This window comes from Nocardioides baculatus, from assembly GCF_016735675.1.
Classification (GTDB): domain Bacteria; phylum Actinomycetota; class Actinomycetes; order Propionibacteriales; family Nocardioidaceae; genus Nocardioides; species Nocardioides baculatus.
On sequence record NZ_JAERSG010000001.1, the window covers coordinates 765,553 to 789,774 of the forward strand.

25 protein-coding genes are annotated in these 24,222 nt (G+C 67.7%); 13 read left to right on the top strand and 12 right to left on the bottom strand.

Annotated features, from left to right (window positions below):
* Together JI751_RS03760 and JI751_RS03765 are read right to left on the bottom strand one after the other, a co-directional pair.
* Positions 1-207: a heavy-metal-associated domain-containing protein gene (locus JI751_RS03760; RefSeq protein WP_201933535.1), complete on the bottom strand. Its 207-nt coding sequence runs from the start codon at positions 205-207 to the stop codon at positions 1-3.
* Positions 208-238: 31 nt separating this feature from the next.
* Entirely contained in the window at positions 239-541 is a 303-nt protein-coding gene (locus tag JI751_RS03765) for a metal-sensitive transcriptional regulator (RefSeq protein ID WP_201933536.1), read from the bottom strand.
* A gap of 201 nt (positions 542-742) precedes the next feature.
* On the opposite strand from JI751_RS03765, the gene JI751_RS03770 reads away from it, so the two are divergent.
* Positions 743-1,360: a response regulator transcription factor gene (locus JI751_RS03770; RefSeq protein WP_201933538.1), complete on the top strand. Its 618-nt coding sequence runs from the start codon at positions 743-745 to the stop codon at positions 1,358-1,360.
* On the opposite strand, the gene JI751_RS03775 is transcribed toward JI751_RS03770, so the two are convergent.
* Positions 1,357-2,139 (bottom strand): glycerophosphodiester phosphodiesterase family protein, encoded by a 783-nt coding sequence (locus JI751_RS03775; RefSeq protein WP_201933539.1) that lies wholly within the window; start codon positions 2,137-2,139, stop codon positions 1,357-1,359. The two genes, JI751_RS03770 and JI751_RS03775, sit on opposite strands and share 4 nt — an antisense overlap.
* A 101-nt stretch (positions 2,140-2,240) precedes the next feature.
* Entirely contained in the window at positions 2,241-2,627 is a 387-nt protein-coding gene (locus JI751_RS03780) for a tetratricopeptide repeat protein (RefSeq protein WP_201933540.1), read from the bottom strand.
* A 156-nt stretch (positions 2,628-2,783) separates the two neighbouring features.
* On the opposite strand from JI751_RS03780, the gene JI751_RS03785 reads away from it, so the two are divergent.
* The 7 genes from JI751_RS03785 (at position 2,784) to JI751_RS03815 (ending at position 9,145) form a co-directional block, all read left to right on the top strand.
* Positions 2,784-3,932, top strand: coding sequence for an LLM class flavin-dependent oxidoreductase (locus JI751_RS03785; protein WP_201933541.1), 1,149 nt, complete (start codon positions 2,784-2,786; stop codon positions 3,930-3,932).
* Positions 3,929-4,588 carry an FMN reductase gene (locus JI751_RS03790; protein WP_201933542.1) on the top strand — a complete coding sequence of 220 codons (660 nt, stop codon included), beginning with the start codon at positions 3,929-3,931 and terminating at the stop codon, positions 4,586-4,588. Before JI751_RS03785 ends, JI751_RS03790 begins: the two co-directional genes overlap by 4 nt.
* A gap of 244 nt (positions 4,589-4,832) precedes the next feature.
* Positions 4,833-5,258 (top strand): VOC family protein, encoded by a 426-nt coding sequence (locus JI751_RS03795; RefSeq protein ID WP_201933544.1) that lies wholly within the window; start codon positions 4,833-4,835, stop codon positions 5,256-5,258.
* 52 nt (positions 5,259-5,310) lie between these two features.
* Positions 5,311-5,634 (top strand): hypothetical protein, encoded by a 324-nt coding sequence (locus JI751_RS03800; protein WP_201933545.1) that lies wholly within the window; start codon positions 5,311-5,313, stop codon positions 5,632-5,634.
* A gap of 29 nt (positions 5,635-5,663) precedes the next feature.
* Positions 5,664-6,092: a peptide-methionine (R)-S-oxide reductase MsrB gene (msrB, locus tag JI751_RS03805; protein ID WP_201933547.1), complete on the top strand. Its 429-nt coding sequence runs from the start codon at positions 5,664-5,666 to the stop codon at positions 6,090-6,092.
* 187 nt (positions 6,093-6,279) lie between these two features.
* A complete protein-coding gene (locus JI751_RS03810) occupies positions 6,280-7,539 on the top strand; it encodes an HNH endonuclease signature motif containing protein (protein WP_201933548.1) in 1,260 nt (419 codons plus the stop codon).
* A gap of 547 nt (positions 7,540-8,086) precedes the next feature.
* Entirely contained in the window at positions 8,087-9,145 is a 1,059-nt protein-coding gene (locus tag JI751_RS03815; protein WP_201933549.1) for a hypothetical protein, read from the top strand.
* Between the two features lie 18 nt (positions 9,146-9,163).
* Here JI751_RS03815 and purB read toward each other — a convergent pair whose 3' ends face one another.
* Entirely contained in the window at positions 9,164-10,492 is a 1,329-nt protein-coding gene (gene purB, locus JI751_RS03820) for an adenylosuccinate lyase (RefSeq protein ID WP_201933550.1), read from the bottom strand.
* 149 nt (positions 10,493-10,641) lie between these two features.
* On the opposite strand from purB, the gene JI751_RS21705 reads away from it, so the two are divergent.
* From JI751_RS21705 to JI751_RS03840, 4 genes are all read left to right on the top strand, one after another.
* The gene (locus tag JI751_RS21705) at positions 10,642-11,328 is read left to right on the top strand and encodes a pyrophosphohydrolase domain-containing protein (protein ID WP_307813787.1); all 687 of its coding nucleotides are present in this window, start codon (positions 10,642-10,644) and stop codon (positions 11,326-11,328) included.
* A gap of 136 nt (positions 11,329-11,464) precedes the next feature.
* Positions 11,465-12,961: an ImmA/IrrE family metallo-endopeptidase gene (locus JI751_RS03830; protein ID WP_201933553.1), complete on the top strand. Its 1,497-nt coding sequence runs from the start codon at positions 11,465-11,467 to the stop codon at positions 12,959-12,961.
* Between the two features lie 212 nt (positions 12,962-13,173).
* A complete protein-coding gene (locus tag JI751_RS20825) occupies positions 13,174-14,634 on the top strand; it encodes an adenylosuccinate synthetase (RefSeq protein WP_307813789.1) in 1,461 nt (486 codons plus the stop codon).
* A 106-nt stretch (positions 14,635-14,740) separates the two neighbouring features.
* Positions 14,741-15,433, top strand: a complete 693-nt coding sequence (locus JI751_RS03840; RefSeq protein WP_201933558.1) for a DUF7002 family protein — start codon at positions 14,741-14,743, stop codon at positions 15,431-15,433.
* A 326-nt stretch (positions 15,434-15,759) separates the two neighbouring features.
* Here the strand turns inward: JI751_RS03840 and JI751_RS03845 are convergent, their stop codons facing one another.
* The 4 genes from JI751_RS03845 to JI751_RS03860 all read right to left on the bottom strand — a co-directional run bounded on the left by JI751_RS03845 (position 15,760) and on the right by JI751_RS03860 (position 19,415).
* Positions 15,760-16,764 (bottom strand): DUF3644 domain-containing protein, encoded by a 1,005-nt coding sequence (locus tag JI751_RS03845; protein WP_201933560.1) that lies wholly within the window; start codon positions 16,762-16,764, stop codon positions 15,760-15,762.
* Between the two features lie 162 nt (positions 16,765-16,926).
* Positions 16,927-17,517: a DUF1349 domain-containing protein gene (locus JI751_RS03850; RefSeq protein ID WP_201933562.1), complete on the bottom strand. Its 591-nt coding sequence runs from the start codon at positions 17,515-17,517 to the stop codon at positions 16,927-16,929.
* A gap of 12 nt (positions 17,518-17,529) precedes the next feature.
* Complete coding sequence (locus JI751_RS03855) at positions 17,530-18,339, bottom strand: hypothetical protein (RefSeq protein ID WP_201933564.1); 810 nt, start codon at positions 18,337-18,339, stop codon at positions 17,530-17,532.
* A gap of 32 nt (positions 18,340-18,371) precedes the next feature.
* Entirely contained in the window at positions 18,372-19,415 is a 1,044-nt protein-coding gene (locus tag JI751_RS03860) for a formylglycine-generating enzyme family protein (protein WP_201933566.1), read from the bottom strand.
* 90 nt (positions 19,416-19,505) lie between these two features.
* Here JI751_RS03860 and JI751_RS03865 point away from each other — a divergent pair, with 90 nt between their 5' ends.
* Positions 19,506-21,224: a sulfatase-like hydrolase/transferase gene (locus JI751_RS03865; RefSeq protein WP_201933567.1), complete on the top strand. Its 1,719-nt coding sequence runs from the start codon at positions 19,506-19,508 to the stop codon at positions 21,222-21,224.
* Between the two features lie 63 nt (positions 21,225-21,287).
* On the opposite strand, the gene JI751_RS21395 is transcribed toward JI751_RS03865, so the two are convergent.
* The 3 genes from JI751_RS21395 to JI751_RS03880 form a co-directional block, all read right to left on the bottom strand.
* Complete coding sequence (locus JI751_RS21395; RefSeq protein ID WP_201933575.1) at positions 21,288-21,740, bottom strand: GNAT family N-acetyltransferase; 453 nt, start codon at positions 21,738-21,740, stop codon at positions 21,288-21,290.
* Positions 21,741-21,751: 11 nt separating this feature from the next.
* Entirely contained in the window at positions 21,752-22,390 is a 639-nt protein-coding gene (locus JI751_RS03875; protein WP_201933576.1) for an HIT family protein, read from the bottom strand.
* A 258-nt stretch (positions 22,391-22,648) separates the two neighbouring features.
* A complete protein-coding gene (locus JI751_RS03880) occupies positions 22,649-24,157 on the bottom strand; it encodes an SDR family NAD(P)-dependent oxidoreductase (RefSeq protein ID WP_307813791.1) in 1,509 nt (502 codons plus the stop codon).
* Positions 24,158-24,222 lie beyond the last annotated feature (65 nt).

Here is a 24,222-nt window from a genome sequence, read left to right on the forward strand (position 1 = left end):
TCATGCGATCGCGTAGCCGGCTTCCTCGACGGCGGCCTTGACGGCGGCGGGATCGAGGGGCGCGGCGCTGGTGACGGTGACGGCTCCGGTCTCGACGACCACGGCGACGTCCTCGACGCCGGCGAGCTCGGAGATCTCCTCGGTGACCGAGGCGGCGCAGTGGCCGCAGGTCATGCCGGTGACGGTGTAGGTGGTGGTCTCGCTCATGGTGCAGCTCCTTCGGGGGAGGGGGACGGGGTCAGGACTTCACGAGGCGCGCGATGGCCTCGGAGGCCTCCTTGAGCTTCTGCTCCTGCGCAGGCCCGCCCTGCCGGGCGGCGTCCACGAGGCAGTGCGCCATGTGGTCGTCGAGCAGCGACAGCGCCAGTGCCTGGAGGGCCTTCGTGGCGGCGGAGACCTGGGTCAGGATGTCGATGCAGTACTTCTCGTCCTCGACCATCCGCTGGATCCCACGCACCTGGCCCTCGATCCGGCGCAGCCGCTTGAGGTGGGCCTGGACGGCTTCGTCGTTGCCCTCGAGGTGTCCGTGCTGCTCGCTCATGGGTCCACCATACCCCTAGGGGGTATAGAGGCCCCGACTCGTCCACCCTTGAGGGTGGAGTTCGTCTTCCGATTCACGCTCAACCGCACGTCGCGCAGGTCGCTTTGCACTGGTCCAGACCTATGGTGTCGGCGACGGTCCGGGGGGACGTCGAGACCGCACCACCGTGCGTCCCTCACCACAGGACCGTCAGGACTTCACATGAACATCCGTATTGGGCTGCTCGGCGGTGACGAGCTCGTCCGCCGGGGCCTCGAGAGCATGCTCCGGACCCTCGGTGGCTTCGAGATGGGGAGCATCAAGGAGCGGATGCGCGCACCGCTCGACATCGCCCTCGTCGAGACCTACGGCACGTCGCTCGAGGACACCACCCTCGCCCGTGCGGTCGCAGACCCCTACATCCGTCGGGTCGCGGTCTTCACCTGGAACCACCACCCCGGCCTGGTCGACGACGTGCTCGTCAACGGTGTCGCGGGCTACCTCGGCAAGAGCCTGACGGCCGCCCAGCTCGGCCGCGCGCTGCGCTCGATCCACGAGGGCCAGCACGTCGTGGCACCGCCGCTCGTCGGCGTGGCGCCGCACGGGGAGCGAGGCCCCAGCGAGGTCGACATGCTCACCACGCGCGAGCGCGAGACCCTCGCCCTCATCGCCACCGGCCGCAGCAACGACGAGATCGCGCAGGAGATGCGGATCTCGCTCAACTCGGTGAAGTCCTACATCCGCAGCGCCTACCGCAAGACCGGCGTGCAGAGCCGCAGCCAGGCCGTCCTGTGGGCGGTCACCCACGGAGTACGGGTCGAGGTCCTCCAGGACGCCTAGGGCACCCTGACCTCCGGCCGCACCCACTGGTCGCGGCTGACCAGCACCTCGCGGAGGACGTCGGGTCGGTCGGTGATGATCCCGTCCACGCCGGCGTCGAGGAGCGTACGCATCGTGCCGGGGTCGTCGACCGTCCACACGACGACCCGGATGCCGAGGTCGTGGGCGCGGGCGATGACGCGCTCGGAGTGGATCGGGAGCCGTCCGAGCCGCATCGGCACGTGGGCGAAGGCACCGCCCGACCTGCTGACGCCCAGGGGTCGGATCCGTCCCCTCGAGCAGGCGATCAGGGTGGTCAGCGAGCGCCAGCCGAGGGCGGTCGTGACGCCGGGCGCCTCGTCCTGGAGACGGCTCAGCCACGTGCTCCACGCCCCGGCGACGCACACCCGCTCCGCCCAGCGCGGGTTCGCGCGCAGCAGCCGCGCCATCGGGGCGATGGCCGCCTCGTCCTTGAGGTCGATGGCGAACCGGGTGCGTGCGAACGTCCCCATCGCCTCCGCCAGCGTCGGGATCGGCTCGGTGCCGTGCACGCGGAGCCGGCGCAGGTCCGCGAGGTCGAGGTCCGCCACCCGGCCGGGGTGCCCGGTGACCCGCCGCAGGTCGGAGTCGTGGAAGCAGACGACGTGCCCGTCGCGCGTGGTGTGGACGTCGGTCTCGACGTAGCCGAGGCCGAGCGCCGTGGCCCGGCCGAACGCGGCCAGGGTGTTCTCGGGGGCGAGCCCCATGCCACCGCGGTGGGCGATGGCGAGCGGTCCTGCGTGGTCGCCGTAGCTGGTCACCTCACCAGCATGCGGGCGTACGACGACCGCTGTCGCGCCGCGACGGCCGGTTCGAGCGAGTGTTCACCGAACCGTCGCCGCGGCGCCCGGCCCCGGACACGTCAGACCCGGTAGCCGCCCAGCAGCTCGGCCAGGCGCAGGTGCGGCTGCGCCTCGTCGGCCTTGCCCTGGCGCTGCAGGGACCGGCCGACGAGCAGGTGGGCGTAGGGCTCGTTGGGGTCGTGCTCGAGCAGCTCGGTCGCGACCCGGATCGCCCCGTTGAGCTGGGCGGAGTGGTAGAGCGAGCGCGCCAGCAGGAGGCGTACGTCGGTGAGCTCGTGGCCCACGTCGGTGGAGTCGTCGAGCAGCTCGGTCAGCAGCACGGCCGCCTCGCGGTAGGACTTCTCCGCGAACAGCTCCTGGGCGTGGAGCCAGCGGTCAAAGGGTGCGTCCTCGAGCAGGCCGCGGGAGGAGCGCAGCAGCTCCTCGAAGGGGGTGAAGTCGGTCATCGTCGCTCCTCTCGAGCGGGTCTCTCCTCCGAGCGTGCGCCCGGACATGGCTCCAACGCCGTAACGGTGCCCGGCGATTCCACGGAATACTGGGCGCCCCGGCCCCGTTGAGGGTGGTACAAACTTCAACCAGTCTGGCTCCAGGGAAGGAAGACCATGCAGTTCGGCATCTTCAGCGTCGGTGACGTCACCGAGGACCCGACCACCGGCCGGGCGCCGTCGGAGGCCGAGCGCATCGCGTCGATGACCCAGCTCGCGCTCAAGGCCGAGGAGGTCGGGCTCGACGTCTTCGCGACCGGCGAGCACCACAACCCGCCGTTCGTCGTGTCGTCGCCGACCACGCACCTCGGCTACATCGCGGCGAAGACCGACAAGCTCCTGCTCTCGACGAGCACCACGCTGATCACCACCAACGACCCGGTGAAGATCGCGGAGGACTACGCCTTCCTCCAGCACCTCTCGGGCGGTCGCGTCGACCTGATGATGGGCCGCGGCAACACCGGCCCGGTCTACCCGTGGTTCGGCAAGGACATCCGCGACGGCATCAAGCTCGCGGTCGAGAACTACCACCTCCTCCGCACGCTGTGGCGCGAGGAGAAGGTCAACTGGCAGGGCCAGTTCCGTACGCCGCTCCAGGGCTACACCTCGACGCCCGCGCCGCTCGACGGCACGCCGCCGTTCGTGTGGCACGGCTCGATCCGCAGCAGCGAGATCGCCGAGCAGGCGGCCTACTACGGCGACGGCTTCTTCCACAACCACATCTTCTGGAACAAGGAGCACACCGAGGCGATGGTGCGGCTCTACCGTCGCCGGTTCGAGCACTACGGCCACGGCGCCGCGGACCAGGCGATCGTCGGGCTGGGCGGCCAGGTCTTCATGGCGTCGTCCGAGGCCGAGGCCAAGCGGGTGTTCCGGCCCTACTTCGACAACGCCCCGGTCTACGGACACGGCCCGTCGCTGGAGGACTTCACGGAGATGACGCCGCTGACCGTCGGCACGCCCGAGCAGGTCATCGAGCGGACGCTCGGCTTCGCCGACTACGTCGGTGACTACCAGCGCCAGCTGTTCCTCGTCGACCACGCCGGCCTGCCGACGTCGCTGGTGATGGAGCAGGTCGAGATGCTCGGCACCGAGGTCGTGCCGGTGCTCCGCAAGGAGTTCGAGCGCCGCCGCCCGGCCCACGTGCCGAGCGACCCGCCCACCCACGCCTCGCTCGTGGCCGCCGGCCCGGACGCGCCGCACCACCTGGTCGAGCCTGCACGGGCTCGCGCCGAGGAGCTGGCTGCCGCGAAGGTCGACGCATGAGTCGGATCGTCGTGGTGACGGCGGGACTCACCGTCCCGTCGTCCACCCGGCTCCTCGCGGACCAGATCGCCGAGGCCACCTCGGCGCAGGTCAGCGCGCGCGGCGAGTCCGTCGAGATGGACTACGTCGAGCTGCGTGAGGTCGCGTCCGAGCTCGCCACCTTCATGGTGACCGGCGGCATCCCGACGCCGCGGCTCACCGCGCTGCGCGAGCAGGTGGCCGCGGCCGACGGGCTCGTCGCCGTCACTCCGGTCTTCAACGCGAGCTTCAGCGGGCTGTTCAAGATGTTCTTCGACGCCCTCGACCCCGACGGGCTCACCGGTACGCCGGTGCTGATCGCCGCGACCGCCGGCACCGCCCGGCACTCGCTGGTCCTCGACCACGCGATGCGCCCGCTCTTCGCCTACCTCCGCGCGGTCGTCGTACCCACCGGGGTGTTCGCGGCGACCGAGGACTTCGGCAGCCACGGGCTGTCCGACCGGATCACCCGCGCCGCGTCCGAGCTGGCCGCGGCCGTGCTGAGCCAGGGCGACTACTCCGTCGGCGGCTTCGCACCGGACCTCGCGGCCCGCCCGCGGCGTACGTCCGGCACCCAGGTCGAGTCCGACGTGACCCCCTTCGGCGACCTGCTCAGGGGTCACACCGGCACCGACTGACGCATCCGTCACTGGTTGCCTCGTCAACTTCCCCCTGACGGGTGATTCCCCGCCGCGCGGTCCGTGGTTGCGTGGATGGTCGATCGAGCTTGGGAGGGCCATCGATGAGGGAGCGCACGACCGCCGGGGACGGCTCGTGATCCGGGTGGGGCGGGCATCGGTCCCGTCGACCGCACCGAGGGTTCCGCGGCAGCGCACCGAGTCACTACGGTGGCGGGACCACACCGACCATCGGGAGCCGACGATGTCGATCAACCTCAACCCCTACCTCAACTTCCCCGACGCGCAGGCGCGCGAGGCGATGGAGTTCTACGCCTCCGTCCTCGGGGGCGAGCTCACCGTCATGACGTTCGGCGACATGGGCACCGAGGGGCCGCTCGCGTCGCAGGTCATGCACGGCCAGCTCGAGGTGCCCGGTGGCCTGGTGCTGATGGGTGCCGACGCGCCGCCGGAGATGGCGGCGGTCACCTTCGGCGACAACGTCTCGGTGAGCCTGTCCGGCGGCCCCGAGGACGCCGAGCGCCTGCGCGCGTGGTTCGCCGGTCTGTCGGAGGGCGGGACCGTACGCCAGCCGCTCGAGGCCGCCCCCTGGGGCGACGAGTTCGGCATGCTCACCGACCGCTTCGGGATCGGCTGGCTGGTCAACATCGCGGGCGCGGCAGCGTCCTGAGCCGGCGCACCACCCTCTGGCGGAGGCGGCCGCGCGGGAGCACACTCGCACCATGCGCACCCTGAGGCGTCTGCTCGCTCCCCACGCCCGTACGTCGTGGCTCACGTTCGCTGCCGTGGCGGTGGCGACGGTCCTCGTCGCGATCGTGGTGGTCGTGCTGACCGGCAGCGGCCGCGTCGCCCTTGCCGGAGTGTTCGGCACCTGGTTCGCGGTGGTCGCCGCCCTGGCTGCGTTCCTCGACGCGATCCTGGTGCCCGGCAACCCGGATTTACGCCGGCAGGCCGGTCATGCCGGCGGCTGGAGCGGCACGGTCGGGGTCGGGGGCGACTTCTCGCACGGCGGCGGAGGTCCCGGCGGCGACGGCGGTTCCTGCTGAGGTCAGGCGACCCTGCCTAGGCTCGTCCTGTGTTCAAGCGCCGCGCCCGACCTCAGCCACCCGTCGTACGCACGGACGCGGAGTGGCGCGAACGCCTCTCGCCCGAGGCCTACCGCGTGCTCCGCCAGGCGGGGACCGAGGCGCCCGGGAGCAGCGCGTATGCGCACCCGTCCGCCGGACCGGACGGCGTGTACCGCTGTGCCGGCTGTCAGGCCGAGCTGTTCCGCTCGACGGACCAGTTCGAGTCGGGCACGGGCTGGCCCAGCTTCTCCGAGGTGGCCAGCCGGAGTGCGGTGGAGGTGCACACCGACTTCAAGCTGCTGTTTCCCCGTCGCGAGGCGAGCTGTGCCACCTGCGGAGGGCACCTGGGGCACGTCTTCGGCGACGGCCCCCGGCCCACGGGCCAGCGGTGGTGCATCAACGGCGCCGCGCTCACGCTCGAACAGGTTGACGAATAGTGTGGTTGCGAAGTAAAGTGGTCCTACGTTCCTAGCCTCTGGGCCACCAGCTCCGATGGTGCGCCTTCCCGGTGGTGATGCGGACGAGTTGCGAGGGTGAGTAATAGCCCCAGTGGGGCCTCCAGGAGCGACGACCGTTGTCCGTCACGCGCGTGCGTGACGACCCGTCGTCGAGAGGAGGCCGACTGTGTCCCACCCCATCGTGGCTGCGGCCTCCGACGTACGCGCCGCGCTCAAGGGCGTGGCGGGCGTGAACCCCACCTTCATGTCGACCGCCGACAAGGCGGACGCGCTCACCGAGCTCGGCCGAGCCGAGGCGCAGCTGGCCGAGCTGCGGCTCCGGATCCTCGCCGACGCCGGCGACCTGGCGCACGAGACCGCGGCCAAGGATGCCGCGGGGTGGCTGGCGAAGGCGACTCGCACGCGCTTCAGCGATGCCCGTGCCGACCTCGCGCTCGCCGCCGCCCTCGACCGCGACCGGGCACTCGTCGCCGCGGCGATGCGCGAGGGGTCGGTGACGCTGGCGCAGGCGCACGTCATCCGCCGGACCGTCGACGCGCTCCCCTCGTCCGTGGACGCCGACACGGTGGCTGCGGCTGAGGCACACCTCGTGGCGCAGGCGGCGGAGTTCGGGCCGAAGGAGCTCGGCCGGATCGGTCGCCGCGTCCTCGAGGTCGTGGCGCCGGAGATCGCCGAGGCCGCGGAGGCGGCCCGGCTGGCCGAGCAGGAGGCCAACGCGGCCGAGCGGACTCGGCTCACGATGCGCCGCCTCGGCGATGGCACCACCCGGATCTCGGGCCGGGTTCCCGACGCCGTGGCCACCCGGTTCGCGACCTACCTCGAGGCGTTCACCAACCCGCGCGTCGCCGGGGTCGGCACAGGAGGAGACGCGGTCGTACGGCCGGCGTACCCCAAGCGGATGGGCGATGCGCTCGCCCAGTTCCTCGAGGCCGTCGACCCGGCCCGCCTCCCGCTCCACGGTGGCGACGCGACCACCGTCATCGTCACGATCCCCCTCGCTTCGCTCCAGGCCAAGCTCGCAGCCGCTGACGTCATCGGCGCCGGACTGGTGCCCGGTGACGACCTCACCGGCGACCGGCTCACCGCATCACAGGTCCGACGCCTGGCCTGCACCGCGACGATCCTGCCCGCCGTCCTCGGCGGTGACAGTCTCCCGCTCGACCTGGGCCGCGGTCGACGACTGTTCACCCCGGCCCAGCGCAAGGCGCTCGTGATCCGCGACCAGACCTGCCGCGCCGAGGGATGCGACGTCCCCGCCACATGGTGCGAGGCCCACCACCGCCGGGATCCCTGGTCCGAGGGCGGCCTCACCGACCTCGACGACGGCGAGCTCCTCTGCAGCCATCACCACCACCGTGCCCACGACGCACGCTTTCACCTCCAGCGCCTTGCCAACGGGGACGTCCGGTTCCATCGGCGCAGGTAGGAGCCCGCCGTCCGCGCACTCGTAAGCACTGTTGGCGTGACACCGGTGGTCGAGACGTGGCGTCTGCCGCTGCTAATCGCCCACTATGACGCAGGTCGAGTCCGCGGGCGGCTGATAGACAGCAACTGCCTCTGTGGCGGACCGGTCCGCAGGGTTGCACTAGATGTTCCGGTGTCCTCCAGGGTGACCACGATCGAGGGTCACCGGGCACGGTTGGAAGCACGGCAGCGCGGCTCTACGAGTCGCCCCTCCACGGGACCTTCCGACCCGGCCAATCAAGGCGTTGCCCCAGCTGGGCCAACCGACCGCTGTCGAATAGACCTTGCCCTTCAGGGTGAGTTCGCGTCGATTCGGCGCAGGTTCTTTGGTGCTGGAGTGATCGCTGCCGGCCTCAGACTCAGCGACGATGATGTCGACGGTGATGCTGCGACCGCAGGCGTCGCGGGAGCCCGCGGCAACGCAAACAAGCGGTCCGCCCTGAGTCGGCCACGCGGCGCTCTAGCTAACGGTCGCGTCGTGTACAAATGGCGCGGTGAGCATTAGTGGAGTGGACCCAAAGGACTATGACCGAACCGGTGAGCGCGACGCCGCGCTGAAGCACAACAGCGTCGTCGCTATCGCGAAGAGTGACGCCAAAGCGCACGCACAGTATCTCTCGTGGCGACAGATAGATCCTTTCCCAGACATCAGGCCGGCCCTGCTAAACAGTGCTGACATCGTCGATTACGTGGCACAGACCGGCATGATCTACCCGTTTCACCCTGAGAAGTTGAAATCGGCGAGCTACGAGGTCGCCCTCGTTGGAGACTACGTCTACATCGACGAGAACGGGGACAAACAGAGCGGAACTCTTGCGAAAGGGCAAGAGATCACGATCAGGAAGAACAGCATAACGTTTCTAACCGTCGAGCCATTCTTTCGTTTGCCGGACTACATCGCGCTTCGTCACAATCTAAAGATCGATAACGTCTACAAAGGGCTGCTTGTTGGTACCGGTCCGCTGATCGACCCAGGCTTCGTGGGACGCATCGCGCTTCCCCTGCATAACCTGACAGAGAACGACTACACCTTCGTTGGCGGCGAAGGCGTGATCTGGGTCGAGTTCACCAAGCTCAGCAAGTTGCCCGCACCCGCCCGCCCTGCGCCCGTTGATGTGGCCGCGGCCAGCCCGACGACCGCCAGCCCTGTCGCGGCCACACCACTGGCACTCCCTGGCCGCCAGGGCATGTATGTGCCATTCGCCGCGTCGCGAACGCATGACCGACTGGTCGGGGGCTACGTTCGCCAGGCGGTCGGTTCTGGCAAGTGGCCCGAGAGCAGTACAGCGCGAATCGCCCGTACTGCCAACAAAGCCAAGAAAAAGGTCCGCAATCTTGAGCTCCTGATACCCACGATTGGGATCCTCGGGATCGTTGTGCTCGTTGTAACGCTATTCAGCGTCTTTGTCGTACCCCGAATCAACGACGTCAACGGTGACGTGGACCGGCGCGAAGACGACGTCACCGAACTACAGAATCGACTCGCCGAACTTGAAGACCAACTAGCAGATCTCCGGCTACAGAATTCAGTGCCCAAGTCGCGAGGACCCCGGTCCAACCGCCCCTGAATGCAGAAATTTGTGTCATCAGCACGGGGCGGGCAGATCCTTGGCTGCCCGGCCCACGAGCAACTCAACATCAGCGAACATGGCGTTCAGAGTCTCGCTGTCCAAGACTTCCTGCACCGCAACTGCCACCGCCGGTTCTAGGCGGGGCCACATCAGCGGCGCGGCCGCGTCTTGGTTGACTTCGTGCTCGGTGCCGTCAGCTCCTTCGACCCACGCCTGTGACGCGGTCACGGCCTCGGTCCGATCCATCCCGGCCGCCAGAAAATCCCTCAGCATCCGGCTTGAGGCGAGTTCCCGGCCGGCTCGCTCCACGTTCCGCAACATCTGCTTCACGTCAACCTCTAGGCCCAAGCACAACTGGGTCGACTTCAACAGCAGATGTTCGGCCAGCGCCGCAGCGTCCGGGATCGCAACTCGCTCCACCGATGAGTGACTCAGATCGCGGTGCTGCCACAGCGCGATGTCTTCCATAACTGGGCCGACATAGCCTCGCAGAAGACGCGAGACCCCGCAGATCTGCTCTGCTGTTATCGGGTTTTTCTTGTGAGGCATCGAGGATGAACCGACCTGGTACGGGCCTTGGCCTTCGCTTAGCTCGGCAACACCATCGTGCGCGCCTAGCCGAACGTCTGTGGCGAACGCCTCACAGATGCCGCCCAGCACCGCAAGGTCGGCAACCCAGGTGGCCAAGGCGTCACGGAAAATCACCTGTGTAGACGCGTTTGGCACGCCTAGGTTCAGCCGCGACGCCACTAGCTCACGCAACCGGGGGCTCAAGTTGATTCCGGTGCCGACCGGTCCGGTCAGATTAACGACCGCCAAATCGTTGCCAACTGCTTCCAGGCGAACAACTGACCGTTCTACGGCAAACGCAAAGTCGGCGAGCCTGTGCCCGAAGACATCTGGTGCTGCTGCCTGTCCGTGGGTTCGGCCTACACATACTGTGTTTCGGTGCTTGAGCGACTGACTTCCGAGCGCAACGGTGAAGCGGCGCGCCTCGGCCAGAATCCAGTTGTTCGCAGTCCGCAAGGCCATCGCCTGCGCGGTGTCGACGATGTCGCTGCTGGTCAGGTTCCGATGGACGAAACCGGCGGTCTTGGTGTCCATGGGCTCGGTGAATGCCTTTATGAACGCGACAACGTCGTGGCGGGTGTCCGCCTCGATCTGCCTGACGCGTTCGATGAGAGGAACCGGGGCGGCTCTGATCTGGTCCAAGGCCTCGGCGGGCACCACGCCCATCTCGTACTGCGCGTGGGCAACTGCGACCGCGACGTCGCGCCAGCGACTGAGCTTCGCATCCTCAGACCATAGGGACGCCATCTCGGCTGACGTGTAACGCATAATCATCGGACAACCCTTCGCAGCGCACAGGACTTCGCGATCATCATCTGACGGATCCGCACCATCTTCCCGCCGGTGTCCCTAGCTTCGGTCCGTGTCGTGGACCCTACCCATGGCGTTCCCCAGCAAGTGTTCGCGTGTGCGACAGTTGGGTCGTGCCATCGAAGCAAACCTCCGCCCGCACGAGTCGCGGAGCGTCTTGGGGAGCCACCAGTGGTTTGACCCACCTGCACTTGTCCACGGCTGCCGATGGCGAAGTCTTGGACGCCTCAGCCTCGGTTCAGCTCGAGCTCGAGCTCGACATCGAGCCGACCGGCCCGCAGTTGATGCTCACAGTGACCAACGGCACCACTACCGATACCCGTAGCGAGGCTTTTGAGAGGGCCTGTCACGCCGTTCCGACTGCCCATGTCGGTGAGGTCATGCGTCAGGTGATCGAGTTCCATGAAGCGTTCAATCTGCCGCGCCAGCCTCTCCCCGATGCCCACGTCGGGGACGTGCTGGCTCAACTGCGTGTTCGTCTTCTGCGTGAGGAGACCGAGGAGTTCGCAGAGGGGACAGACGAACGAGACGTGGTACCGATTGCGGACGCGCTCGCAGACGTCGTATACGTCGCCTACGGATCCGCTCTGACCTACGGCATCGATCTTGACGCCGTTATTCGTGAGGTGCATCGGTCAAACATGAGCAAGTTGGATGTAAACGGACAGCCTCTCTTACGCTCAGACGGGAAGGTGCTTAAGTCAACCCGCTACAGCCCCCCCGCCCTAGCGAGCGTGCTGCAGGGTCAGCTTCCTCTGTTTGCTGACACGGGCGCTAGGTCGGAGGCGCTCACGAGTTGAGTGCGGTCGCCCGCTCACTGCTCGATCGTCGTTGAGTCGCCCAGGTTAGAAACCTGACATCCGCCGCCAGCGAGTGGCTCAGCCGCGCCCACGGGTTGTCCCAGCGAATGCCATCGCGATCTCCTAGAGTCCACACATGGCTGGCAATGAACCTGATCCCGAATGGACGAACCAATCGGTACGGGACTTCGCGGCTGGACGCGACCCAGTCGAAGCCGTCACACAAACCGCTGGCTCACTGCTTCTCGCAGCAGCAGACGCCGGGCTCCCCACGCAGCCCCTCAACCCGTTCGAGCTCGCCGAACACCTGGGGATCAAACTGCGTCCGCGTTACGACGTCCGCGATGCCCAACTGGTCCAAGACTTGTCGTCGGACCCGGGCCCAGCTGAGTCCGGTCCCGATCAGCGGAGACAGTCGGTTGGTCTGAATGCCTTCAAGTCCGCCCCCGGACTCACCATTGAGTACAACCCCACCCGCCCCCCGGGCCGTCTGCGCTACAGCGTCGCGCACGAGCTTGCGCACGCCCTGTTCGACGACGCAGGACTCAAGACCCGACACAGGACTCCGCAGGGCGCCCTGGAACATGCGACCACCGACGACAACTGGCAACTAGAACTATTGTGCAACATTGCGGCGGCAGAACTTTTGATGCCGAGCACCGAAATGCTGGGCATCACCAACACCTCCACCGACATCGACTTTTTGATGGCGCAACGCGCAAGGTTCGATGTCTCAACCGAGGCACTTCTACGTCGTTTCGTGCACGCGTGTGAACGCCAAATTGACCTGGTAGCCCTTTCGAGGACGCAAGACCACACAGGGGCGCCCCTCAGGGTCGACTACGTTCTGTCCTCTCGCTACGGCGACCGGCAAGTCGAACCGCACCAACAATTCGCAGCGACCTCTATTTTCGCCGCGCCCGTTGCAGTAGGTCAGACCGCTCGCGGGCTTGAACCACTTCAAACCACGCTTAGGTCGGTTCAGGTCGTGGGAGTATCGCCGTACCCAGGTGCTCGATCTCCGCGAGTCCTTGCGATCGTGGAACCCCCCGAGTCTGTCGAGCGCAGTGACAAACGCCTCCAGTTCGTCACCGCCGACATCAGCGACGCCGTCCAGCCCGAACCCGGAGCTGTCAGCGACGGCAACGACGTGACACGACGACTCATCGCCCACGTCGTCTCCGACTCCGCACGCGCGTGGGGCAAAACCGGTGTCGCCGGATCGTTGGCGCGGCACGTACCCGACGCGGCACGCGCCTTCAGGTCCTGGGCCATCGCCGACCCGGACAATCTCGCCCTCGGAAACGTCCACATCGTCGACGTACCAGCCTCGACGGGAGGGCCTATGGTCGACATCGCATCAATGGTGGTGCAATCCGGCTTCGGTCCCAGCAGCACGCCCAGGCTTTCCTACGTCGCTCTGGGAGAGGCGCTGGAGCGGATCGCTGATATCGCCCAGCAACAGGGGCGCGAAGTTCACATTCCCCGGATCGGGGCGGGCCAGGCGGGCGGGCGGTGGGACCTCATCGAGACCACGATTGGCCGGACTCTCCTCGACCGAGGCATCAAGACCGTCGTATACACCAAGCCCTCAAGGTCGCGGGCCGCCCGAGCCACGGGGTCGCCACAGTGAAGCGGTTTCGTCTGGTCGTGATCTCTGGGCAGGTCGGTGCCGGAAAGTCGACACTGGCTCGTGGTTTGTCGGCGCATTACAGCGCCCGCCACGTACGCACACGAGAACTGCTGGCCCTAGCCGCGAAAGCACGCGGCCAGAAACTCCCTCTTGAGAGAGCAGCGCTACAGCGCTTTGGTGCGCAGCTCGACCGCGAGACCGCAGGACGGTGGGTGGCAGACGCGATCGCCGCCACAGTCTCGGGCGCTGCTGCCAAACCTGGTTTGAAGCAGCCTCATGTGTCCGAGGTTCTCGACGACCTACTGGTCGTGGACTCAGTTCGGATCCACTCACAGATCGACGCCTTAAGAGAGGCGTTCGGTGGCGCCGTGGTCCACGTCCACCTCTTCTCCTCGACCACCGTCCTGGCCAGAAGGTATTCTGAACGTCTCAACTCCGGAATCGCAGAACTGAAGTCCTATGACGACGTCGCATCCGACCCCACCGAAGCCGGCGTAGGCGACCTAAAGGACGACGCAGACGTTGCCATCGACACCGAACGCAGCAACGAACGCGACGTCCTCATCCGCGCCGCCGCAGCACTCGCCCTCCTTCCCCCAGCCGATCAACGTCTAGTCGACGTACTCATTGGAGGGCAGTACGGAAGCGAGGGCAAAGGCAATATCGCCTTCTACTTGGCGCGTGAGTACGACGTCCTGATGCGCGTGGGCGGGCCGAACGCAGGCCACACGGTTCCCATGCCCAGCCCGTACACCCACAGGCTTCTTCCCTCGGGAACCCTCGCGAACGGCGACGCCAAACTAGTCATTGGACCTGGCGCCACCCTCGATGTGTCCCTTCTGCAAGAGGAGATTGCGTTCTGTCAGATTGAGGCCGAGAGGCTCTCCATTGACCCGCAAGCCATGATCATCGAACCCGCTGACCGTGAGTTCGAAAGGACCATCGTGGCTGACATTGCCTCAACGGGAAAGGGGGGTGGGGCAGCGGCGGCCCGGCGAATTCTGGGGCGAAGTGCGGCAGCGGTTGACACACCCGTCCGGCTCGCCCGCGATGCGCCTGAACTTGCCCCGTACCTCGAACCGACCCGCAATGTCCTCAGCGAGACCTTCAGAGGTAACAGACGCGTCCTCCTCGAAGGGACCCAGGGAACGGCCCTAAGCCTGTACCACGGTCACTACCCGCATGTGACCAGCCGCGACACCACCACCTCCGGGACCCTTGCTGAGTCGGGGATCGGGCCCAGGCGGCTTCGTCGCGTCATCCTCGTAATCCGCACCTATCCGATCCGCGTTCAGAACCCGGACCGTGACGGCACGACCTCCGGATACATGTCTCAGGAGATCACCTATGAAGAACTCGCTGATCGATCGGGGATCCCCCTCGCAGAACTCCTCGAGACCGAGAAGGGCTCGGTCAGTGGAAGACAACGGCGCGTCGCCGAGTTCGACTGGGACCTCCTGCGGACCAGCGTCGAACTGAACGGTGCCACCGACATCGCTCTCACGTTCGCCGACTACATCAGCGTGAAGAACCGTCAAGCCCAGCGGTACGACCAATTGACGCCCGACACGATCCAGTTCATCGAAGAGGTAGAACGGGTTTCCGGGGTTCCCGTAAGTCTGATCACCACCCGCTTCGACATCAGAAGTGTCATTGATCGCCGACGATGGTGAATTTTGGTCCATATTGCTTAACCAGCACACGACCAAATATCAGTTAGCAATAGTGATCGCTGCATGGCACCTCTAGGAATAGACAAGTTAGTTCAAGGAAGGAAACATGGACCTCGGCGTTCTTCTAAGCAACTACCCGCGGCTGTTCCACATGGCCGAAGCCGGCAGTTGGGAAGCCATTCAAAGAATCGGGTTAAAGACCACAGCTCAACTTGTTCATGAATGCACTGTCGACTCCACAATTGCGAACCAGATCCTGCACGAACGCCGCTCGCACGGGTTCAGATTGCAACATCCGGTTGTCGGCGACGTGGTCATTCGAGATCAGGGGCCGTTAAAACTCCACAACCTTGAACCGAGCTTGATTGACGTGACCGTCGCGGAGTGGCTGCACATCCTTAACTCTCGGGTGTTCTTCTGGCTTGACGAACGGCGGCTTAATCGACTTCTCCAGGCTCGCCTCTACCGCGACATCCCTCATGACGTCCTCGTCATAGACACCGAGAGACTCGTCGCAACGCACCTAGCGAAGGTTAGGTTGTCACCCATGAACACGGGTGCAACCATCTTCCCGGGTGCACCCGCTCGAGGCACCCAGACCTTCACCGCCATCGATGCCTTCCCCTTTCAGGAGCGAAGGAAGGGGCGTGCGCTCGAAGACGTCGTCGTAGAACTCTCTGTACTTGACGGTGTTCCAGATGTCGCCGAATACGTCATCGAAGTACAGCGTCGTGTGGGCTCGGAGATTCGGGACGTGATCTACCAGCGCAACTCGCGAGGCCGCTTTCGGCACTCTTGAGCAGTCATAGGATCGTCTGCGATCAGACGCATCCGCCCCGCTAATGCCATTTGGTCAAGCTCCTGACCGGGCCAGCTCCTCCAACCGAGCCGGGTCCGGTGGCCGCGAGCGAAGAGGCCGCAGCAACGCAGGAAGCCAGTCATCCGGGACTACGCCCGCACTCACAAACGCGGAGCCCGGCACCGTTAGGCTGCGTTGGCAATCCTCGCAGTCCGTCCGCCGCCTTACCGCCGCGCAGTGGCTGGCGCGAACCCCGCGAGAGCGCATGCAGACGACAGATAGGGCGATTCCAGCGTCAGCTCCCCCACGTATCTGCCAGCGGTGCCCTAGCTGCCCGCGTTCGTCCGACGCTGGGCCCCGTACTCCGAACGGACGGACTCGTAATGCTCGTCCGAGAGCGACGCCAAGTAGGAAAGCGCATCGCCGGACCAGACGTGAGTCGCGCCGTTGCTGTGCTTCCAGGCGTACTTAGCGTTCTCACGCAGCGACTCCTTCCAGCAAATTGCCTGGATGTCGTAGCTCGAGAGGTCCCGTCCGTTTCGCTTCATATTCACCTTGTTGAGTAGCTCGGTGGCGCTGTACGGGTGGGTCTGATTCGGATCGGTCTTGCGGACGACCACCTGCCCATCCGCCGTCGGCGACACTGCCACCACGAGGTCCGCGCTCGACATCTTCTTCACCGACTGCATGTTGATGTCGTAGACCGTCGCGACTCGCGACATATCACCGCTCGAGTTCTCCGCAGCGTCCATCAGCTTGCGCAGCTCATTGATGAACTCCTCGACCTCCACCACCATCGTGGCGTTGCGGTCGACCTTCATGAACTGCACGGCGTCGGACGGCGCGGTTGCACCGAGTGGCAGCAGCTGCCACGTCATTGAGTCGGCCAGGTCCTTCTTGAACTTGGCAAGCATGAAGTCCCGGTAGTTCAGGACGTTCTGCTGCAGGAAGGGGTAGATGACCGCGGCGAGTCCTTGCGCGTTGTAAAGATGGATCGCACGGTCGCGGTACTCGGTGAGCGCCTTGATATTCGCAGTTACGGCGGGTCCGTCGACGCCGGCCGGCCACAAATCGCTGGCGCTGACTCTCCCAAGGGCGTCGTCTATCCCGATGGATCGGTAGCGCTCGCCGCGCTGCTTAGGATAGAAGATCGAGCGGTTCTTCTGCCGCAGGGTCGCCTTGAGCGCCAGCTCCCAAGAGTTCACGACGAGCATCACGGTTACCTCGTCGCGGTAGGTCATCTGCGGCTTGTTATAGACCTCTACCGCGGACAGCATCGCCGCGAGCGAGTTATCGGCGAGACGCTTGATTGAGACGTATGGCGCGCCCACTGTGCTGATTCCCCTCGTTTGTTGGAGTCCACACTCTGCACCTGGCCACCTAGAACGTCGCGATCCCAGGCCGGAGCATCGCGTCATTCCACCGCAATGCCCCAGTCCACCTATGTGCATGCGTGTACTGGTTCTCCGCGCGCGCACGATCGCGAGAGAGGCTCAGGCGCTCGTGTGCAGCTCAGCGTCCGGCGCTGTGGTCCGCCACGAGGTGAAGTGGACGGTGAGCCCGGCGCGGGTCGGTGCGCAGCAGAACGGTCCTGCCGTCACCGGTGCGGCCGCATCGAGTGGTGCGACGCGGACGAGGCGCCACGGTTCGTCGTCGACCCGCGCACGCACGGTGAGGGAGTTGCCCGACCAGCTGCCGCGGATGGTCACCAACCGCCCTGACCAGTCCGGGACGGGGGACAGGGACCAGTCCGACATTCCCCTGGTCACCACGGCGCCGAGGCTCTCCTCCCCGTCGCTCAGCTCGACGCCGGCCTTGATCCACGTCTCGTCGTCGACCTTCACGAAGATGCCGGCTTGGTCGAACTGCTCGGCGAAGTCGAGGCGGAACTGCACCTCGATCGCGGACTCGGGCTCGAACGGTGCCAGGAGCGCGTGCTCGGAGGAGTGGATGAATTCGTAGGACGTGATCCGCCAGGCGTCGCTCCCTTCACAGGCAGTGACGTGCAGGCCAGTGCCGTCGGTCACGACGTCGGCGGGGTCGTTCGTCCACACTCCGTCGCTCCACGGAACGGTGTCGATCATGGTCGCCCGCGCTCAGAAGCCACCGAAGTCGAAGCCGCCGCCGTCGAAGCCCCCACCATCGCCGCCACCGCCGTCGTACCCACCGCCGTCACCGCCGTCCGAGCCGCCGCCGTCGCCACCACCGCCGCCGTCTCCGCCCCCGTCGCCACCGTCGTAGCCGGACCCGAAGTCGCTGAACATCATCCCGCCCATGAACATCCACGTCATAGGGCCGAAGGCGCCGAAGTAGCCGGCGGCGTAGGGCTCGTACGCGCGACCGCCCTGGTAGTAGGGGACGCGCTGGGCGCCGACCATCACCTTGCGGACGTCCGGCTCGGCGCCGGCGTTGACGCGCTCGACGTCGAGGGCGCACGCGGGCACGTCCCGCTCGATGCCGTCCGGCGGGACGAAGAGGACGTCGGCGACGGACGGTCCGTGGCGCGGGTCGAAGAAGCACGGCGGTCGTCGGGTGGGCAGCGCCCGTCCCTCGACCCGGGCGCGCACGCATGCGATGGCGTACCGGCCGTCCTCGACGATCGAGGTGACGTGCCGGATGTCCTCGGGCTTCGTGATGGAGTCACCCGCGGTCTTGGCCGACTCGTAGGTGTCGAGCGCGCGCTGGTAGTCGGCGTTGGCGCCGGCGTCGAGCTCGTGCCCGCTCAGCTCGTAGTCGAGCTCCTGCAGGTCGACACCGAAGGCGGTGATGTCCTCGAACGCCAGCTTCTTGACCGGTGCGAGCTCGTCCTCGCGCCGCCGCAGCTCACCTGCCTTGCTGCGACGGCTCGCGACGACCGCGACGGCGCCGAGCACTCCGAGGACCACCAGCAGCAGGATCGTCTCCATGACGAGAGCCTAGGTCGCCGTCGAAGCCGGGGTCACGCCTCGTCGTTGGCGCAGCGGAAGCCGATGTTGCCCGACGACGACTCGGCCGTGTTGGAGGAGCGGGCCGCGACCCGGTAGCGGTTGCAGTAGCTGTCGTGGCAGAGGTAGGACCCGCCGCGCATCACCCGGCTGATCAGCGCCTCGTCGACGTCCGCCGGCTCCGCGGCGACCGGGTCGACGGCGGGGGTCGCGCCCGCGCGGTCGGCGTACTCGCTCGGGCGGAACGCGTCCTGGCACCACTCCCAGACGTTGCCGACGGTGTTGAACAGCCCGTAGCCGTTGGCCTGGAAGGCCGTCACCGGCGCGGTCGTGAGGTAGCCGTCCTCGAGCGTGTTGCGGCGAGGGAACTCGCCCTGCCAGATGTTGCAGCGCCACCGTCCGCCACTGCCGAGCTCGTCGCCCCACGGGTAGCGGGCGCGGTCGAGCCCGCCGCGCGCCGCGTGCTCCCACTCCGCCTCCGTCGGCAGCCGCTTGCCGGCCCAGCGGCAGTAGGCCTGCGCGTCGCGCCACGAGACGTGGACGACGGGGTGGTTCTGCAGGTCCGCGATGCCCGAGCGGGGGCCGGCGGGGTGCCGCCAGTCCGCGCCACGGACCGCCAGCCACCACGGCACGCCGGCGGCGCTCTGCAGGACGTCGGCCGGCGCCGCGTCGACCGCGAGGTGGAAGACCGCGGAGACGCCGTCGCGCTCGGCGTCGGTGACGTGGTCCGTCGCCTTCACGAAGGTGGCGAACTGCGCGTTGGTCACGGCCTTGGCGTCGATGAGGTGGGCCGACAGCTGCACCTCGTGGACCGGCAGCTCGCCGTCCGCGGCGTAGCCGTCGCCGTGGCTGTCACCCATCCAGAACGTGCCCGCGGGGACGCGCACCTGGCCGCGCGTGCTCCGCTGGCCGCGGGGGACGGCGGGGGCGTCTGGCGCGGCAGACCGATCGGCGGTCGGAGCGCAGCAGGAGCCGGCGTGCTCCGACGGTGGTGTCGCCGACTCGTGAGCCTCGACCAACGGGAGCAGCGGACGGCTCACATCGTGGCGGGTCGTCATGGGCCCAACCTATCTGACTACAGTAAGTGCACCGAAGAACTACAGATAGTCCTCGAGCTGTCACCCACCCCTGCAGAAGGAACCTCTCGAATGCCCTCTCGGAAGTTGATCACCGCGATCGCCACTCCGGCCGTCCTCACCCTGGCCAGTGTCGCGCCCGCCCTCAGCACCACCCCGGCGAGCACCGCCGCCGCGCCGACCCAGGCGCCCCGCCCCAACATCGTCTTCGTCATGGCCGACGACCTCGGCTGGGCCGACCTGAGCACCGGCCTCACCAACGGCGGCTACGGCAACGACTACAACGAGACGCCGCGGATCGACCAACTCGCCGAGGAGGGCCAGGTCTTCACCGAGGCCTACGCCTCGGTCCAGTGCAGCCCGACGCGCACGGCGCTGCACACCGGGCAGTACGCCACCCGCCCGACCAACAACGTGTACGCCGTCGGTGCCGTCACCGGTCCGGCGAGCGCCCCGCTGCGCGGCGTCACCCAGGGTCGTCTGGCAGAGGACGGCAGGACGGCCGTCCCGGTGGGCTACCAGACCCTGGGCGAGACCCTGCAGAAGGCGGGCTACGCCACGGGCTACTCCGGCAAGTTCCACGTCGCTGGCTCGGCCGAGGAGATCGTCGCCAGTCATGGCTTCGACGAGAACTGGGGCGGCAGCCAGAACTCGCACGCCACCTACTACTTCGCCACCAACGACCAGTTCAACGACTCGGTCTCGCCGTCGCTCGACCAGTTCGCCGGTGACTACACGCAGGCCTATGTCGACGAGAACATCGCGCCCTACAGCGTGGGAGTCAGCGCCGCCCAGCTCGACGCGCTGGTCGGCACCGACAAGCACGTGACCGACGCGCAGACCGACGCGGCGCTCGACTTCATCGACCGCAGCAAGGACGAGCCGTTCCTCGCGTGGGTGAGCGAGTTCGCCCCGCACTTCCCGGTCAACGACGCCCAGGCGCGACCCGACCTGCTCGCGAAGTACCAGGCCAAGCCGGCCGGGCAGTCCCCGGCCAAGCCGTCGTACGGCGCCCTCACCGAGGGTGTCGACCAGTCGGTCGCCCGCATCATCGACTACCTCGAGGAGACCCCCGACCCGCGCAACGGCGGCAAGCCGCTGGCCGACAACACGCTGGTCATCTTCACCTCCGACAATGGCGGCGAGGAGGACCCGGTCAACTCGGGTGCCTACAACGGGCCGCTCCGTGAGGACAAGGGCCAGATGTACGAAGGCGGTGTCCGCGTGCCGTGGATCGTGTGGAGCGAGAACCCCGCGCTGGTCCGCGGTGGGGGTCGCGCCAACGAGACGATCATCAACAGCACCGACCTCTACACGACCCTTGCCTCCTACGCGCAGGCGCCGCTGCCGGCCGGGGTCCCGCTCGACGGCATCGACCTGAAGCCCGCCTTCAGCAAGGGCACGAAGATCAACCGCACGCACTTCCACCACCTGCCCGGCTATGTCGGCGTGCAGGGTCCCGCCTCGATGGTCCGTGACGGCAAGTGGAAGCTCTACTACACCTACACCGCCGGCACCTTCGAGCTCTACGACCTCAGCAAGGACCTCGGCGAGACCACCAACCTCGCCCAGCAGAAGCCCGGGCTGGTCCACCAGCTCGGCGAACAGCTCATCGGCTGGCTCGACGAGACCGACGCCCCGCTCGCCACGCTCCGCGCCGGCCAGCCGACCCGCGTGATCGAGGACTTCACCGGTGAGACGTACGCCGACGGCGAGGTCACGCGCCACCGCGGTGACACCCTCACGATCGCGGCCGGCGACCCCGTGCCGTTCGTGCTGCCGACGCCGTAGTCGGCTCCGGTCGTGACGTCGGGCCCGGGCGCGATCCTGCCCGGGCCCGACGCCGCGTGGCGCTCAGCGCAGCCGCATCCGGTGCTCCCCCTCGCCCTCGCCGACGTAGCCGAAGCCGCAGCGCTCCCAGAACTCACGCGCCCGCGGGTTGTCCTTCTCCACGCCGAGCTCCACGGGGAGCCCGTCGGCACGCGCCTGCGCGACCAGCCGGTCGACGACCGTGCGTCCGACGCCCTGCGACTGGTGCTCGGGCAGCAGTTGCAGGCCCGCGATCTCGACGAGGTCGCGACGGCGTACGACGCGCAGCCGGCCCGCGCGGACGCCGTCGACCTCGACCACCGAGGTCGACGAGCCGTCGTGCTCGCCACGCACCTGCTCGGCGGTCCACCCGCCGAACCCGCTGCGGAAGTCGACCTCGTCGAAGTCGTCGGGGAAGCGGCCCTGGTCGTACGTCGCCTCGACCACGACGTCGGTCAGGAAGGACACGTCGTCCTGGGTCGCCGGACGGATGGTCACCTCCACCCGGCTCAGGCCTCCCACGCGGGACCGGTGCCGCCGAGGCGCTCGACGAGCAGGCGGCCGACGTGGGCGGCGTTGGCCCGGCGTACGTCGTCGGGGATGTCGGGGAGGTTCTCCTCCCAGTCCAGGACGCACGAGCCCCGCAGCTGCGGCATGCGCGCCGGCCGGCCGAAGAAGAACGGGTGCAGGTGCGCGCCGCCGTCGCCGTAGCGGCCGACGTGGCAGCGCCCGACGCTCGGCAGGCTCTCGACCGCCTTGGCGATCGCGACCATCAGGATGCCCATCTCGGCGGCCAGGTCGTCGGGCAGGTCGGCGAGGTCGTGGTGGGCGCGGGGCTGCAGGAGGAGGGTGACGGGCAGCTTCATCCCGCCGTCGACGAGCACCCAGCGCTCGTTGCTCCAGGCGAACCGGGCGGCCCGCTCCGGGTCCTCGGGCTGCTGGCAGGGGCAGTCGGCGGGGTCCTCACCGCGACGGGGCGGTTCGTTGTCGGAGAGCGGCTCGAGCGGCTTGATCCGCAGGCCGTCGAGCTCGAACGGGAAGATGTCCCAGCCCGGCATCAGCTCGATCGCGACGGGCAACCGGCCCTCGTCGTCGGTCGCCGCGGCGACCCGGGCGTGGAACTCCTCGGCGGTCTCGAGACTCGTCATGCGGATGAGTCAACCAGCAGGCGCTGGGTGGCGGCATCCGACATCCGGCCGCCGGTGGGTGGCGGCGTACGACAAGGAAACGGGCTCGTCCGATGTCGTCCGCCGCCACCCACGGCGGGAGAGATGTCGTGCGCCGCCACCCTCAGCGGGACTCGGTCGCCGCGGCAGGCCTGCGTACACGTGTCCGCGACGTTGCCCCTGGGCCTTCTGGTGGGGGACCACATCTCGGACACGTGTCCGCCCCCGGAGGGGAAGACCTCACCAGGGAGAGGGCTGGTAGTCCTTCACGAAGCAGCCGAAGAGGTCGGTGCCGGCCTCGCCGAGCACGATCGGGTCGTAGACCCGGGCCGCGCCGTCGACCAGGTCGAGGGGCGCGTGCCAGCCCTCGGCGGCGATCCGGAGCTTCTCGTGGTGGGGGCGCTCGTCGGTGATCCAGCCGGTGTCGACGGCCGTCATCAGGATGTTGTCGGTCTCGAACATCTCGCCCGACGACGTCCGGGTCATCATGTTGAGCGCGGCCTTCGCCATGTTGGTGTGCGGGTGGCCGGGGCCCTTGTAGCGCCGGGAGAACTGCCCCTCCATCGCGGAGACGTTGACGACGTACGCCCTGCCGGACGCCGCGGTCGAGGCAGCCGCGGCGAGGGCCGGCCGGAGCCGGGAGACCAGCAGGAACGGGGCGATCGAGTTGCAGAGCTGCACCTCGAGGAGCTCGAGCGGGTCGACCTCGCCGACCGTCTGGGTCCACGAGTTGTTGACCTGCATGTCGGGCAGCAGGCCGCCCGCGTCGACGGCGGTCCCGGCGAGGTGGGCGTCGAGCGAGGCGTGACCGGCCTTGAGCGCGAGCGCCGTCAGCGTCGCTGCGTTGTGGGCGGCCAGGGCGTGGTCGTCGCTCTCGCCGAGGTGGTGCGCGACGGCCGTGTCGGTGAGCGCGCCGGCGATCGCGGCCGGGTGCGCCTCGGAGATCCGGTCGAAGGTGACCAGCTCGGGGATCGAGTCCTCCGGCAGCGGCAACGACTCGGCCTCGACCAGCGGCGCGTAGGCGCCGGGCGTACGACGTACGGTCTGGCACGCGTTGTTGATCAGGATGTCCAACGGCCCTGCGGCCGACACGTCGTCGGCCAGCGAGATGACCTGGGTCGGGTCGCGCAGGTCGATCCCGACCACCTTGAGCCGGTCGATCCAGTCGGCGGCGTCGGGCAGGGAGGAGAACCGGCGGACGGCGTCCTTGGGGAAGCGCGTCGTGATCGTGGTGTGCGCGCCGTCGCGGAGGAGGCGGAGCGCGATGTACATCCCGATCTTCGCGCGGCCGCCGGTGAGCAGCGCGCGCTTGCCGGTGAGGTCGGTGCGCTGGTCGCGCTTCGCGTGGCTCGTGGCCGCGCAGGTGGGGCAGAGCCAGTGGTAGAACGCGTCGACGAGCGTGAAGTCCTGCTTGCAGATGTAGCAGCCCCGCGCGACCGCGAGCTCGCCGGCGAACGCGCCGACGGTCGTCGAGACGAGCGGGATGCCGGCGGTCTCGTCGTCGATCCGCATCGGCGACCCGGTCGCCGTGCGCTCGATGATCGCGCGGTCGTGGGCGAGCTCGGCGGCGCGCTTCTGGAGCTTCCGCTCCGACTTGATCGACTTGTACATGTGCGACGCGGCCCGCTTCACCGTGATGTGGTCGGGGTGGTCGCCGGGCAGGTGGTGCAGCGTCGCCAGCACCCGCAGGGTCGCCTCGAGGTCCTCGGGGGCGATCCCCGGCTCGGGTGCGGGGGGCTGCTCGGTCACCGGTGCAGGGTACGGCCATCGGGTGGGTCACCGGATATCCGGTGACCTAGCCACTTACAGGTAGA